Here is a 14,552-nt window from a genome sequence, read left to right as displayed (position 1 = left end):
TATGAGTAATCAAGTGTTTCGCCCTCAGCAAGCAGTCCCTGCCACGTATATGCGTGGAGGGACAAGTAAAGGGGTGTTTTTCAGCATTGACGACTTACCGGAGTTTGCACAACAGCCGGGACCAGAGCGCGATGCCCTATTATTGCGCGTAATTGGCAGTCCTGATCCGTACGGTAAGCATACTGATGGTATGGGTGGAGCAACATCGAGCACAAGTAAAACCGTATTACTCAGTAAAAGTTATTCTGCCTCGCATGATGTAGATTATTTATTCGGTCAGGTTTCAATAGATAAGCCCTTTGTCGATTGGAGTGGAAATTGTGGCAACTTGACTGCTGCTGTAGGTGCATTTGCGATTAGCAAAGGGATGGTTGAGGATCCGCTGCTCTCTTCAAAGGGCACGGGTACAGTGATTGTGCGGATCTGGCAGGTAAACATAAAGAAGACAATCATTGCTCATGTACCGGTAATAAATGGCGAAGTACAGGAAACCGGTGACTTTGAACTTGATGGTGTCACTTTTCCAGCTGCTGAGGTCGTGGTTGAATTTCTTGATCCTGCAGACGGTGAAGGTGCTTTATTTCCCACGGGTAATGTCACCGATATTATCAAGTCGTCTGTTTATGGAGACGTGCAAGCAACATTGATCAACGCGGGTATTCCGACCGTGTTTGTAAATGCTGATGCGCTTGGTTTTAGCGGTACTGAATTACAGCCAGCGATCAATGAGGATCCTCAACTCTTAGTTAAGCTAGAGACCCTGCGTGCTGAAGGCGCAGTTGCTATGGGCTTGATCAGTGACTTGAGTGAAGCTCAAGCTCGCCAACACACGCCTAAGCTAGCGTTCGTAGCGCCCCCACAAGACTACACAGCTTCCAGTGGTAGTGAAGTTGCAGCGGCTGATATCGACGTCAATGTACGCGCCTTATCTATGGGCAAATTGCATCATGCTATGATGGGAACTGCGGCAGTTGCTATAGGTGCAGCAGCGGCAATACCGGGTACCTTGGTAAACCTTGCGTCCGGCGGAGTAGGGCGCGAGAGTGTTACTTTCGGTCATCCTTCAGGTACCTTAAAAGTAGGTGCTGCGGCAGAGCAAATTGAAGGTCAATGGACGATAAAAAAAGCCATAATGAGCCGTAGCGCAAGAAGGCTAATGGAAGGGAATGTTTTTGTCCCGCTGTAAGATCATGTAAGGAGGTTTAGTCTTGGCTAAACCTCGATTTATCATTTTAACGCATACGTTCGTGTTCTAGTTATCATATCCAATGACAGTCGCTGAGCACTTTTTTACTATCATAAGCACTAAAGCGAAGTTCGCTCTTTGTGATTATTTGTGCAAATTTATTTTATATAGATTAAATTATTGAGACTAAAATTACTCTTTGTGGGAAAGGGGAGAAAAATTGGTCTCTATCGATGCTTTAGATAAAAAAATCCTGCAATTGTTGCAATCTGACGCTAGTTTATCTACTGCAGAAATTGCAGAACACGTAGGGTTAACTACAACGCCCTGTTGGCGGCGTATTCAACGCTTACAAGATGCCAATGTAATCGAACGCAAGGTAACCATTCTTAATCCTGATAAGCTAAACTTAGGTCTCACTGTATTTGTACATATTAAAACCTCACACCACGATCCTCAGTGGTTAAAACAATTTGCTAGCCACACTCAAGCGTTTGAAGAAGTCGTGGAAATCTATCGTTTAAGTGGGGAATATGATTACATGCTGAAGGTATTGGTTGCCGATATGCAAGGTTATGATCACTTTTATAAACGTTTTATTAGCGGTATCTCACTCACTGACGTGACCTCTAGTTTTGCAATGGAAAAAATAAAAGACAGCACACAGGTACCATTGAATCACATATGAGGTTTTGCTCCTGAGTATTATTATGCCCTTAATTAAAAATAGGTTTTCACGAAAATGGGTTAATAAGCCTTTATCCAGAGGTTTTGATGCTGTTTCTGTGAAAAGTATTCGTGGGGAAGCCAGCACGGAGGGATAAGGTTTTCTATATGCTCATCGGTGACTTCTTGTTTTAACTGCTGCAAGATTTCTTTTAGTTTTTCTTTGTCAATTTTTGCTAATTTTTGTCGTGTTTTGGGGAAATAAAGATTGAGCCCACGCTTGACTGTTAGAGAGGGGCCGGAGGAAATAAAAGTAAGATTTCTGGTTACAATTCTGCATTCAGGCTCGTATAAATTGTCTGGGTATAAGCCAATAACAATAGCGTATTCGTAGCGGTCAAGCTCTTCACCTTGATCAGTTGTTGGAATATAAGTGACACCATAACCCTGCGGGAAATGGCCAACCATCTTAGTAAACAATTCCGCGATAATTTTATTGAGCGAACCTTTTTCTGCGAGTTGTTCAATCAATAAACAGGCTTTAGGTAATTCGATAGCTTTATATTCGCGCTTAGTTGAGAGCACAACTGAAGAGTAGATCTGCGGGATCTTTATTATTTCGCCTAACCCGTGGCGAGGTTTTAAAATATCCTTCATAACAAGTTTTGAAAAAGCGACCGCTTGGGTTTGCGTTTGATTAAACGCATCGCGCTCTTCTCGGCTGTTTCCAACGTACTTATGCATACCTAAGCCATACTCTAAGTAATCTAATGTATGCTGGAAGTTAAGTTTAAGCAGCTCTTTACGTTCTTCTACCGGTAACACTCTGTAGGGATCTAATTGATTATCAGGGCCTTTTAATATCTTTTGTACATCAGGGTGCTGCATACCAATGTCTTGAAAAAGCGCAACCAGCATAATAGGAAAGATCACCGTTGCAAGCTGACCTTGACGATCTTCGTTTTGAAAACGTGTATCAATCTCATAGTGGGTGTTTAGATATTTGTTTTTAACCTGTTTCTGTTGCATCAAAGCATCTAACAAGCGGATACTCAGAACCGCTTTGTAGCAAGGTTTCATGCGTTGATGAAGTTTTTGCAAACGACGACCTTCACCCGGGGACAATAATAGAATAGTGCCCAAAAACTTGGCGCTTTTTTCGAGCGTTTCAGTGAGGTCTTTGCCTTCACTCAGCGCCAAGATTTTTTCACAGACTACGGTTGCGCGTTCAAGACGTGCTAACCGGTCTTCTTGTTGTGATGTAAGTTCTTCTTTAAGCGCAGCTTCGGCCTTATCAAGCTCATTTTTGAGAGCTTCTTGATCTTTTTTACTCGCTATTTGCAACGAATCTCGTTTTTCTGAAACTGCATTATTTAATGTGGTAATGGTTTCTTTGAGGTTCGCTGCAGCTTTAAAATAAACAGCAGCATCCTGGACAAGACTGTCGGCATTTTCAGTTGGACTTTCAACTAACGCTATTAGATCGGTAATTGCGCGTGTGTAACTCGACTCGTGTTGAATTGGCATACAGCTAAGATAATCTCCAGCAGCGCTAATAGTTGGTCACTTATTACGGCTTGCTTTATGTTGGCAACGCGTTATCGTGAACCTGCTTGAAAAAACTCACAAAACCATACCGTTAGAAATGTTAAATAACCAGTGTTTTTGGTTATTGGTAACTATAGTCAATTATGAAATTTATACCGCATCATATTCGTTTTTGTCGTATTTACTGATATTGGAGACTACTTCTTTCAAGCACTTCATCGATGATATCGCAGCATTCCTGCACAGCTGTTATCGGAAGCATATGCCCTTTATTGGGTAATACTTTAGTGAATGCATGCGGTACTGTTTTTTCAATCATTGATGTATGCTCTTGACAATTCAATACTCGGTCATCTTGGCCATAAAGTACCGAAACCGGACATTCGATTTGTTTATACTGTTTAACTTGTTCGCGTAAGCTTTTTTGCGCATTTGAGAGGTCACCACTGGCCGCTAAAAATGCATCAGATAACATGGCGAGTGCGCCGCCATGCTCACGTGCAAAGTTGGAGGGTGGCTTTTCTGGTTTAAAGATTACACTGACTTGCCGTTGTCCAATCTTTTTGTGGATCAAAGGGGAGAATACTTTGGCCACAATATAGCGGAGTAGGCGGCTGCGAAAGTAAAACTGTGCTGCCCGAGAAGGTCTAATATTCAACGGAGCTGTAAGCGGGCAAATTAAGGCTAAACCTTTCACTTTCTCAGGTGCGTTGATCGCTAAGTTGAGTGAGATTGCTCCTCCCATTGAGTGGCCAACAAAAATAGCTGGTTCAATCCCTTCCTTTTGCATCCATTCGGCAATCATTCTCGTTTGATTAGTAAAGCTTGGATCGGTGCGATATTTGCGCCCAGAATGACCGCTTCCAGGCCTGTCCAAACAATAAACTTGGTATTTTTCCGCAAGTGCTTTTTCTAAACTACGAAAGTTATGCAAATTTCCAGCTAATCCATGCACTAAGATCACTGTTGTTCCATGGCCGCTAACCGTCCAATGGATACTTCCACCAGTAACTGGAGTAACCTTGCCCGACCGTGGAAAAGTCGCGCGCAGGGATTTGTCAAAACGTTTGGTTATCAACCAACCGATGAAAAGTGACAGCGTTAATACAATTAAAGTGAACCCTACAATCCACATTAACATGTGAAATTCTCCAAACGTACTTGAGATATCATCGCCCTAAAATTCCCCTAGCAACGACTTCCTTCATTATTTCAGAACTGCCCGCGTAAATCGTTTGCACCCGCGCATCGCGATAAAACCTCGAAATTGGGTACTCGTCTGTGTAGCCGTAACCACCAAATAACTGCAGGCATTCATTTACCATCCGTAATTGCATTTCAGTGGCTGCTAGTTTAAGCATTGCGGCATCCGTGACAGTCATCTCATTATTCTTATACTTTTGAGTATGCTTCTCAAACAACGCTCGACACATTTCCAACTCAGTTTGACACTCGGCCAGCTTAAATCGTGTGTTTTGAAATTGGCTTACTGCTTGGTTAAACGCCTTGCGCTGAGTGACATAGTCAACAGTAAGATCAAGTGCTCCTTGCGCATGACCTATAGCTTGAATGGCACATCCGAGGCGCTCCCGTGGTAACTCTTGCATCAAATACACAAACCCTTTTCCTTCTTCACCTAATAATGCTGAAGTAGGGACGCGTAAATTTTCAAAAAATAATTCTGCTGTATCACTACTGTGTTGACCAATCTTCTTAATTGGCTTCCCTGTGGAGAAACCGGGCAGGGTAGTATCGACTAAAAACAGTGAAATTCCCTTCGCACCTGCTTTGCCGTCGGTCTTAGCACAGACAATGATCATGTCGGCTTGGTTACCATTCGTAATGAACGTTTTTGAACCGTTGATGATGTAACTATCGCCATCTTTTTCAGCTGTGGTACGCATATTGGCTACGTCACTCCCAGCACCCGGTTCAGTCATTGCGAGTGCAGTTAGAACATCACCAGTCACCATACGCGGTAACCATTGGTTCTTTTGCTCGCTAGTACCAATATTCAGTATGTAAGGTGCGACAATATTGGCGTGAATGTTGTAACCCGTTGCCAATGCATGCAAGCCTAAGCGACACATTTCTTCTTGGATCATTTGTGCCACATCGAAACTAGCACCAGCAGCACCAAATTCATCTGGCATATCGACCAGTAATAGGCCGGCACTGCCCATTGTTTTCCAAACATCGCGCGGCGTTTTATGGGCTTCTTCCCAGGCTTCATAGTGAGGCAGTATTTCCTGTTCTAAAAAGCGTAATACCATGTCACGAAATAAAGTGAGTTCTTCTCGTTCGTTCATTATCAGCTTGCCTCTTTAAATCAAAATTGGTGGGCATCATTTAGACGCGTTACATGTTAATCGCGCTGTCATAAAAAATTTATTGTTTCTTCTGATAGATATCAATTAATCGAGAATATTTAAGTTCCTAAGCGAGCGTAAATTCATTTCATTTTTCAGATAAATGAACAACCTAATTTTGTATCGAATGGCCTTACCATTGACCCCGCTCAGGTGTATTTGCATCTGGGTTTTGTTGACTTCAAAAGTCCACTAATGGACTTGGCCTCCATCGTGGAAACTGACATGGCGTTAGCGCTAATGTCTGGTGCCTTGTTTGTGTTCTGCAACAGATGACCCAAGAGCTAATAGCAAATAGGTTGGGCGTTAGAGGGAAGGGGTAACCGAAGCCGCAGGAAAATTACAAAAGCTAGGCGTTATTACATACAAACGCGGACACATGACTCTAATGGATATGCAACAGTAAGAATTACTATGCTGCGAATGCTACTCAGTCGTAAAGCATGAGACCGAGAGGTTAGGAGTTTACCGCAACATTTTATTTGATTAGCGGCTCCACAATTTCTTTACTGTGTGTGCTAGCGCACGGAAGTATGCGAAAGGCTGTATTATCCTTTAAATTCTCAATTAGTTGCAATAGTGCAATTAGGTGAATTTCCTAGAGCTGTGTATGCAAAGCCATAACAAAGAAAAAAGTCATGCTAGTAAAAAGCCGTTTGATAAAAATAAAAGAAGAAAGCCAAACACAATATATTCTGGCCAAAATCCCCAGTTCTACCATCAGAAAATAAATCACTCAATAATTGAGTCGTCCTACCTAGGTCTTACATCAAGAACTTGCATATGTGTGAAGGTTACCAATGCACAGATCTAGAGAGTTATTTTAACTGTCAATAGACGGCGCTTGATATCGACGAAATGAGGATACTATGCCTACAACAAGCGAAAGTACCAATAAAACGAACAATAACTCCAATAGCCCCATGGACGTAAATACCGCAGTTCAAAAACTGATGCATGAGGGTAGGAAACTGTTACCTTCAGGAAATATGAAAGCCATCATCGTCATCTTCATAGCGATACTGATTGTTCTCACTGGCTATACCTGCCTATACACTGTGCCAAGTGATTCAGTATCAGTTGTGCTGCGATTTGGCAAGTTTGAAGTAATTAAGCCTTCTGGGTTGCATATTAAAATGCCGCTAGGCATCGATAAAGTCTACATTGTGCCGACTAAACGCCAGTTGAAACAGGAATTTGGATTTTCAACTCCCGGTGCAACAGACCCCAATCAAAACATTACGCCAAATCGGTTTTACATTTCCAGTAAATCGAGGGCTGAGCTAATTAACAACCAAATCGGAGAAACCCAAATGGTGACTGGCGATTTGAACACAGCCTTGGTCGAATGGGTGGTGCAATATCGGATTGCTGACCCTAAACACTATTTATTTGAAGTGCGCGATCCCGCGGGCACACTTCGCTATGTATCTGAATCTGTGATGCGTGAGGTGGTCGGCGATCGCACCGTCGATGAAGTTATCACTATCGGCAGACAAGAAATAGAGATTGAGGCATTGTTAAAAATGCAAGCACTGGCGACTAAATATGTAATGGGAATAAGTATTGATCAGGTGCAACTAAAAAACATCAACCCACCGCAAGCAGTGCAGGCTTCTTTCAACGAAGTTAATCAAGCTCAACAAGAAAAAGAGAAGCTGATCAACGAGGCTCGTCGCGAATACAACCGCATTATTCCGCTTGCTGAAGGGGTGCGTGATCAGCGTATCCGCGAAGCCGATGGGTATCGGTTAAAGCGTATTAATGAAGCTGAAGGAGATGCGCTGCGCTTTCATGCATTATTTACTGAGTATCAACAGGCGCCAGAGGTAACACGCAGGCGTCTTTACCTTGAAACAATGCAAAAAGTAATGCCACTCGTCAGTACAAAAATCATCATTGATAGCCAAGCAAAGAGTGTGTTGCCGCTACTAAATCTAACCACAACTAAAGGTGAAGTAAAATGAATCGTGTTTTATGGGTTATAGTTAGTGTTGTGACCATTCTCATTGTTGTTACTGTAAACAGTGCCCTGTATACAGTCAACGAAGTTGAACAGGTAGTTATTACTCAATTCGGGAAGCCAGTGGGTGAGCCCATTGTTAACGCCGGCATCAAGCTTAAAATGCCTTTTGTTCAGCAGGTTAACTCTATCGAGAAACGCGTATTGGAATGGGAAGGTACGCCTTCAGATATGCCAACTAAAGATAAGCTGTATATTTCTGTTAGCTTGTTTGCTCGCTGGCAAGTAATTGATCCTTTGCAATATTTTCTGCGTCTTGGAGATGAGCGCAGCGCGCAATCGAGACTGGATGACATTTTCGGCAGTGAAACGCGCAATGCGGTGGCAAAACACGAGTTGATTGAAATTATACGCACTTCCAAAGACAGACAACCGCTTAGAGATACGTTGCTAACCGACGCCGAAAAAGCACAAAACATTGGTAGCTTAGTACCCATCAATATAGGACGTTTGTTAGTTGAGAAAGACATATTCACCGCTGCAGCACAAAAGGTAAAAGTGTTTGGTATTGAACTCTTAGATATTCGTTTTAAGCGGATTAACTACAATGAAAGTGTGCGCCCAAAAATCTATGAGCGAATGATCAGCGAACGGCGCCAAATTGCCGAACGCTTTTTATCAGAAGGTAAAGGAGAAGCTGCCCGCATTAGCGGCAACAGAGAGCGTGATTTAAACAAAATACAATCCGAAGCATATCGTCAAGTGGAAGAAATTCGTGGATTAGCGGACGCTAAAGCAGCCGCTATTTACGCTAATGCCTACAATCAAAATCAAGACGCCGTAGCTTTTTATGCGTTTACTCGTTCCTTGCAAACCTTCGAGCTGACAATGAGCAAAAATACGACCTTGGTGCTGTCTACAGATAGCGAACTCTTTCAGTATTTACAACATACCGAAACAAACCAAATTCCGCCAAAATAAACAGTCACTTGCGTCCGAGTTTCAAGCATACAAAGCGAGGATTGATATGAAAGTTAATATTGATGATTTCAAAGTGGAAGAGGGGAAAGCATGCGTGCTCGGCCAATTACCGACATTAATTGAAGCACACTATGATTCCAAGAAGCGTTACCATCGGAAATTGAAAAACCAAATTTCCAAAATGAGCAAGTTACAGCGCTTACTTTATGCTAGAAATGAGCATTCTTTGTTACTTATTTTTCAGGCTGTGGATGCAGCTGGGAAAGATGGCGCGATCAGGCATGTGATGTCAGGGATCAATCCGCAAGGCTGTCAGGTAACCAGTTTTAAACACCCCACTGCAACGGAACTCGATCATGACTTTATGTGGCGCACCAATCAAGCGCTGCCAGAACGAGGGCGCATTGGCATTTTCAACCGCTGCCAGAACGAGGGCGCATTGGCATTTTCAACCGCTCTTACTATGAGGAAGTGCTTATTGTTAGGGTGCATCCCGACATCTTAAGCAGTCAGCGTATTCCCGAAAAAAAAGGCCAGGCAAACGATGTGTGGCAGCACCGCTATCAATCTATCCTTGATTCTGAACAGCATCTGAGCCGAAATGGTACAAAAATTATTAAGATATTCTTGCACCTTTCGAAAGAGCAACAGCGCATACGTTTCCTCAAACGAATCGATAAACTCAGTAGAAACTGGAAGTTTAGCAAAGCTGATATTAATGAACGTCAATATTGGAATAAATATTTGCACGCCTATCAAACGTGCTTAACGGCTACTAGCACCGACGACGCACCTTGGTATGTAGTGCCTGCTGATGACAAAAAGAATGCGCGCTTGATTGTTGCCAACATTATTGTCGAGACACTTCAATCCTTAGACATGCACTATCCAGCCAGTGATGAGCAAAGGATCAAAGAACTACAAAGGTTCAGAAGAGAGTTGACATGATACCTCTCTTAAGATTGTTGGCATTAATCCACATGCAGTATTTTAGTTGACCGTCCTAGCGTCAAACCCATTAAGCCGTTAAATGTTTTACCGGTAAAAATACCGTCCCATTATTATTTGTAAATATATCCGTTTATGTGTTGTAGCGCACAGACGTGCAACGCGCATAGGAACAAACTGCATTACACAGGCTCAAGAATTCCATTATCTGTTTTTCTAACCTAAGTCATTATTTTCAAAAATTTGAGAAAAAACATGTATGTAGGATTACGGGATATCAAGCGATTTACCCTAGCTGCTTCTGATGGCGACATTGGTGCGATTAAAGATTTTTTATTTGATGACCGCAGTTGGGCGGTCAGATACATGCACGCCGATACACGTAAATGGCTACCTATGGGTGAAAAAGTGCTTATTTCACCGATGTCGTTACGCAGAATCGACAGTGAAGAAGAGAAAATCCATGTGCTACTGTCCATGCAGCAAGTTAAAGACAGCCCCTCCATCGATGAGCATCAAACGGTTTCCCGCGAATATGAAGCACTGTTATCCGAATACTTCGGATACGGATTCTATTGGGCTGGCCAGGATGTTTGGGGAGAGTATGCGCACCCTATGGACTTGGCGCAAAGCAAGCGACCGTCAATGAAAGACTTCGAAGATGGCGATAAGTCTACTATTCCCAGAAATCATTTGCGTTCCATTAAAGAGTTACAAGGTTATAATATTCAAGCCAAAGACGACACATTCGGACTAATTTATGACCTGATATTGGATACTGACAATTGGGTTGTTCAATACATAGTGGTGGATACTCACAGATTGTTGCCGGGTGGAAAGCAAGTATTGATTAATCCACAACACATCGATTCGATAAATTGGTTGGAGCATAACGTCAGTTCTCACCTCTCCGCCGAGAATATTGAACACTGCCCTGAATACAAGCCAGAGTTTTTAAATACACAAGACTATCTAATCAAGGTCGGGAAAAAATTAACGTCTATATGATTTTTAAATGTGTGAGCTAATGCTGTAACCGTGTTAACAATCGTCGATTCTCGTTTGCATTTTTGGCTTCTTTGAAGATACACGATTTAACTCGGACGACCAGTCTTTTACTTCAACACAACAATGGAAGCTCAATGGCAGATTATGTTATACCTAAAATTGAAAATGACCTTTCGGCAAAAGTGCTTTGGGGTAACCAAACACAATTATCGTTACGTTATTTTAATATTGGCACACAAGGGTTTGCGCCAGCATTTATCCAATGCCTTATACATATCAAAAGGGCTGCGGCGGAGGTAAATAGTGACAATGGATTACTACCTGCTCGCTATTCGAAGGCGATACTAGCGGCTTGCGATGAACTGTTACAAAATGACCATGACAAACAGTTTCCGCTGCGCATATGGCAGACAGGCTCTGGTACGCAAACCCATATGAATGTGAATGAAGTCATCAGCACACTCGCTAACGAATTTTTTCAGAACCAGTCGAGCGAGGACATAAGGGAGCATATTCACCCTAACGATCACGTCAATATGTCACAGTCGTCTAATGATGTATTTCCAAGCGCAATGCACCTAGTGGTTGCTAACCTTACGCACAATACCTTACTTAAATCGTTAAAGGATTTGATCAACCAATTGGACGAAAAACAACGTGAATACAAGACGTTGCTTACGGTGGGCAGAACCCATCTAATGGATGCACTACCTCTACCTGTTAGCGCGGTTTTTTCAGGATACTGTGCGCAGTTAATACAGGCTAAAAGCGCTATACGTGAAAGTCTCAATGGTGTGTATCAACTGGCGATTGGCGGCACAGCTGTGGGAGGAGGGGATAACGCGCCTAGCCACTTTGGTGCACAGATGGCGTTAAAGTTGGCAAACCACTATCTCTTACCGTTGAGAGTGGCAGACAATACTTATGCCGCGGTTTCGGGTGAAGACGCCTTATTGCGCTACAGCAATTCACTTAAACAGCTTGCCAGTGTGTTATTCAAAATAGCCAATGACTTTAAATTATTGGGTAGCGGGCCTCGCTGTGGCTTTAACGAATGGTCTCTGGCGGCCAATGAGCCTGGCAGTTCTATTATGCCAGGGAAAGTAAACCCAACTCAATGTGAAGCATTAAGTATGGTTTGCCTACAGGTTTTTGGCAACGACTTAACCGTTTCCCTTGCGGCATCGAATGGCCAACTTCAACTGAATACCTATCGCCCAGCTATTATTCATAATGTGATGGAAAGCATCGAGCTATTATCTGATGCAATAAAATCATTTACACAGCATTGCGTCGATGGCCTGACACTAAATCGCTCTCAAATCAGCACAAACATGACGCAAAACCTATCAGTGATCACTTTATTAGCTCCGACGCTGGGATACGATGTTGCCGCGCAAATCGCCCACACAGCTAACAGCAAGCGATTGTCGATAGCAGAGGCAGCTGAAGAATTGGGATATTACACAGCTATTGAGTTTCAACAACTCTTGGATGAAAAGTTACAGCTTAAACGTTAACTTGAAAAAACAAGAAAGTCAGTAATCGGATGATTAATATTGTTTGCTATCTAGAAAAGAATCAACAACATACATGATTGTAAATGTAGATACTTCCTCTAATCTGATCTTGAAATTTATACGCGAAGTAAGTTAGGAGTGTGGGAAATAGGATTGCAGCTTTAGTCGAAAATAAAAGGTTCTTTCTCCACCTTAATACGGATCCAGTTTAGATATACCCTGACTGATTTTTGCGATAGAAGATTCCGTTCGATTCTCTTTTTATATTGAAATGGCAACAAACTTAGATTAATGACTATTGTGAGTAATCCTTTTCAAGGTATAACCAACATCACAATGCCAAACAGCACCAAAAATGTCCCAACTGGGATTTTTATAATTTTGGCCGGTTATGATTAGATACCTTTTTGTTATGGTTGTGGGAATGGCGCTATTTCGGTCATGGTTAGGCTTTTGTTCCCCTATGTTTCGATTACGAATAAAGTATCGTATCGTCAATGCGTGTAATGGCATATCCTATCAATATGAAATCCATTATTGAAAATGCGCTGGTAAGAGCAACAATCAAGTAAAGGAAATTACCGCCGAAAGTGGCCGTTAGATAGATGTTAATTTCATTGAAAAAGTCTTACAACACAATTGTCTTCCGTAGTTGATTTTCTAACCCACTATTTAGGTTGAGTTTCATGCAAATATTTGAACAGCTGGTGAATGGGATTTACCCCCATTGGGTAACCATCATCGTTGTTTTGCATGTAGGTTTATCTTTTTTGACATCACTGCACGTACTTTTATACAAAGAAAACGAACGTACATCGCTGGCTTGGATTGGTCTTGTCATACTGTCGCCGGTGGTGGGCAGCGCGTTTTATTGGTTTTTTGGTATAAATCGCATTAAGCGGGCAGCAAAGAAAAAGCATCCGCAAGCACTTAAACAAAACCTTCGCCGCCAAGACAAACCGAAAAAAGAGCACCATATCCCCGAAAACTGGCAACCTGCAATAGTCGCAGGGCAAAACATACATCCGTTAAATTACCTCGCTAACAATAGCGTTGAACCTCTCATAAACGGTGATATGGCTTATCCAGACATGATCCAATCTATCCGCAGTGCTAAGCACTATATCGTGTTATCAAGTTATATATTCAACTATGATTCGATTGGTCGCCAATTTGTCAATGCTCTGGCTGAAGCACGTCAGCGTGGGGTTATCGTGAATGTATTGCTGGACGGGGTAGGGATTGGGCATAGTTGGCACCAGTCTGATAAAGAGTTACAGAAACTAGGCGTAAAAACAGCTCGGTTTTTACCTACTGTTTCACTGACCAGCATTCGTTTTATCAATCTTAGAAATCACCGAAAGATACTCTGCGTGGATGGCGAAGTTGCATACTTGGGTGGCATGAACATAAGTAAAAGCAATCAAACGACAACTGCTGCACACCCTATTGATGATGTGCATTTTAAAATCGCAGGACCAGTGATTGATCAGATAAGCCAAGTATTTGTAGAGGACTGGTTTTTTGCAACAGGTGAGCTAATTCAATTTCCACCCTATACACCTAAAACTAGAGTGACGGAAGAAGAATGCGAGAAAACGGTTGTAGCTCGAGTTGTTCAGGATGGTCCGGATGAGGACCACAATAAAATACGCTGGACCTTAATCAACGCATTATTCCGGGCGCAAACCAGTGTAAAAATCATGACTCCTTATTTTGTGCCCGACCAGACATTAATGACAGCTCTTCATGCAGCTGCATTACGTGGTATCAGTGTTGAAATTTTATTGCCGAAGCACAGCGATGTTCCTTTTATTGACTGGGCAATGCAGGCAAACTTTCCGCGAATAATTGAGCATGGTATAAGGCTATTCAGAAACAACAGGCCATTTGATCACAGTAAACTTGTAATTATTGACGATATTTGGTCTTTTGTTGGTTCCACCAATTGGGATGCCAGAAGTATGGAATTCAATTTCGAAATCAATCTGGAGTGTTTTGATGCGCAACTTAATGAAACATTGAAGGATATTTTTAGTGCAAAAAAACAAAATGCCAGCCGTGTTTTCGCAAAAGATTTGAAAAAGTTGTCTGTATGCAAAAAAATTCGCAACAATGCCTGTCGTTTATTTTCGTCATATTTGTAAAAGAGTGACTAGACTAACGTTTTGCATTAATGGGCGTTCGGTAAATCTTGCGGTCATCATTCAAGCTAAGCAAGCCTATAAAATAATACTTAAATGTTAGAAGTGCGAAGCGTGAACAGCCATGAGTGCTGCTCACAGCAAGCAACTTCTAACTTTAGTAACTATGCTAAATCCTCTGACACACTAACCACCTAATACCTAATTGCGCATAATGTA

Annotated in this window: 13 protein-coding genes and 1 pseudogene; 11 read left to right on the top strand and 3 right to left on the bottom strand. The window is 42.2% G+C overall.

The window, feature by feature from the left end:
• Position 1: 1 nt before the first annotated feature.
• Together prpF and CSH92_RS09425 are read left to right on the top strand one after the other, a co-directional pair.
• On the top strand, positions 2-1,186 hold the full coding sequence (prpF, locus tag CSH92_RS09430) for a 2-methylaconitate cis-trans isomerase PrpF (RefSeq protein ID WP_100657338.1): 1,185 nt from the start codon (positions 2-4) through the stop codon (positions 1,184-1,186).
• A 229-nt stretch (positions 1,187-1,415) separates the two neighbouring features.
• On the top strand, positions 1,416-1,874 hold the full coding sequence (locus CSH92_RS09425) for an Lrp/AsnC family transcriptional regulator (protein ID WP_100657506.1): 459 nt from the start codon (positions 1,416-1,418) through the stop codon (positions 1,872-1,874).
• A gap of 59 nt (positions 1,875-1,933) precedes the next feature.
• Here the strand turns inward: CSH92_RS09425 and CSH92_RS09420 are convergent, their stop codons facing one another.
• The 3 genes from CSH92_RS09420 to CSH92_RS09410 all read right to left on the bottom strand — a co-directional run bounded on the left by CSH92_RS09420 (position 1,934) and on the right by CSH92_RS09410 (position 5,709).
• The gene (locus CSH92_RS09420; protein WP_100657337.1) at positions 1,934-3,379 is read right to left on the bottom strand and encodes a hypothetical protein; all 1,446 of its coding nucleotides are present in this window, start codon (positions 3,377-3,379) and stop codon (positions 1,934-1,936) included.
• Positions 3,380-3,581: 202 nt separating this feature from the next.
• Entirely contained in the window at positions 3,582-4,541 is a 960-nt protein-coding gene (locus CSH92_RS09415; RefSeq protein ID WP_100657336.1) for an alpha/beta fold hydrolase, read from the bottom strand.
• 28 nt (positions 4,542-4,569) lie between these two features.
• Entirely contained in the window at positions 4,570-5,709 is a 1,140-nt protein-coding gene (locus CSH92_RS09410) for an acyl-CoA dehydrogenase family protein (protein WP_100657335.1), read from the bottom strand.
• A gap of 255 nt (positions 5,710-5,964) precedes the next feature.
• Between CSH92_RS09410 and CSH92_RS17415 the strand changes: the two genes are divergently transcribed.
• The 9 genes and pseudogenes from CSH92_RS17415 to CSH92_RS09370 all read left to right on the top strand — a co-directional run bounded on the left by CSH92_RS17415 (position 5,965) and on the right by CSH92_RS09370 (position 14,336).
• Entirely contained in the window at positions 5,965-6,045 is an 81-nt protein-coding gene (locus CSH92_RS17415) for a hypothetical protein (RefSeq protein ID WP_420807506.1), read from the top strand.
• A pseudogene (locus CSH92_RS17365) lies at positions 6,042-6,259 on the top strand (helix-turn-helix domain-containing protein); the annotation flags it as partial. The gene CSH92_RS17415 and the pseudogene CSH92_RS17365, both read left to right, overlap by 4 nt.
• Before the next feature lie 499 nt (positions 6,260-6,758).
• Positions 6,759-7,736: an FtsH protease activity modulator HflK gene (gene hflK / locus CSH92_RS09395; protein ID WP_420807505.1), complete on the top strand. Its 978-nt coding sequence runs from the start codon at positions 6,759-6,761 to the stop codon at positions 7,734-7,736.
• On the top strand, positions 7,733-8,713 hold the full coding sequence (gene hflC, locus CSH92_RS09390) for a protease modulator HflC (RefSeq protein ID WP_100657332.1): 981 nt from the start codon (positions 7,733-7,735) through the stop codon (positions 8,711-8,713). Before hflK ends, hflC begins: the two co-directional genes overlap by 4 nt.
• Positions 8,714-8,759: 46 nt before the next feature.
• On the top strand, positions 8,760-9,218 hold the full coding sequence (locus CSH92_RS17235; protein ID WP_240612768.1) for a polyphosphate kinase 2 family protein: 459 nt from the start codon (positions 8,760-8,762) through the stop codon (positions 9,216-9,218).
• Positions 9,185-9,661 (top strand): polyphosphate kinase 2 family protein, encoded by a 477-nt coding sequence (locus CSH92_RS17230; protein ID WP_420807502.1) that lies wholly within the window; start codon positions 9,185-9,187, stop codon positions 9,659-9,661. The genes CSH92_RS17235 and CSH92_RS17230 overlap by 34 nt, the downstream gene beginning before the upstream one ends.
• Before the next feature lie 255 nt (positions 9,662-9,916).
• Positions 9,917-10,669: a hypothetical protein gene (locus CSH92_RS09380; protein WP_100657331.1), complete on the top strand. Its 753-nt coding sequence runs from the start codon at positions 9,917-9,919 to the stop codon at positions 10,667-10,669.
• Between the two features lie 134 nt (positions 10,670-10,803).
• The gene (locus CSH92_RS09375) at positions 10,804-12,189 is read left to right on the top strand and encodes a class II fumarate hydratase (protein ID WP_100657330.1); all 1,386 of its coding nucleotides are present in this window, start codon (positions 10,804-10,806) and stop codon (positions 12,187-12,189) included.
• 686 nt (positions 12,190-12,875) lie between these two features.
• Positions 12,876-14,336, top strand: coding sequence for a phospholipase D-like domain-containing protein (locus CSH92_RS09370; protein WP_100657329.1), 1,461 nt, complete (start codon positions 12,876-12,878; stop codon positions 14,334-14,336).
• The last annotated feature ends 216 nt before the right edge of the window (positions 14,337-14,552 follow it).

It is taken from the genome of Neoalteromonas flava, from assembly GCF_002807685.1.
Classification (GTDB): Bacteria; Pseudomonadota; Gammaproteobacteria; order Enterobacterales; family Alteromonadaceae; genus Alteromonas_E; species Alteromonas_E flava.
This window is presented reverse-complemented; position numbering and strand designations above follow the sequence as displayed.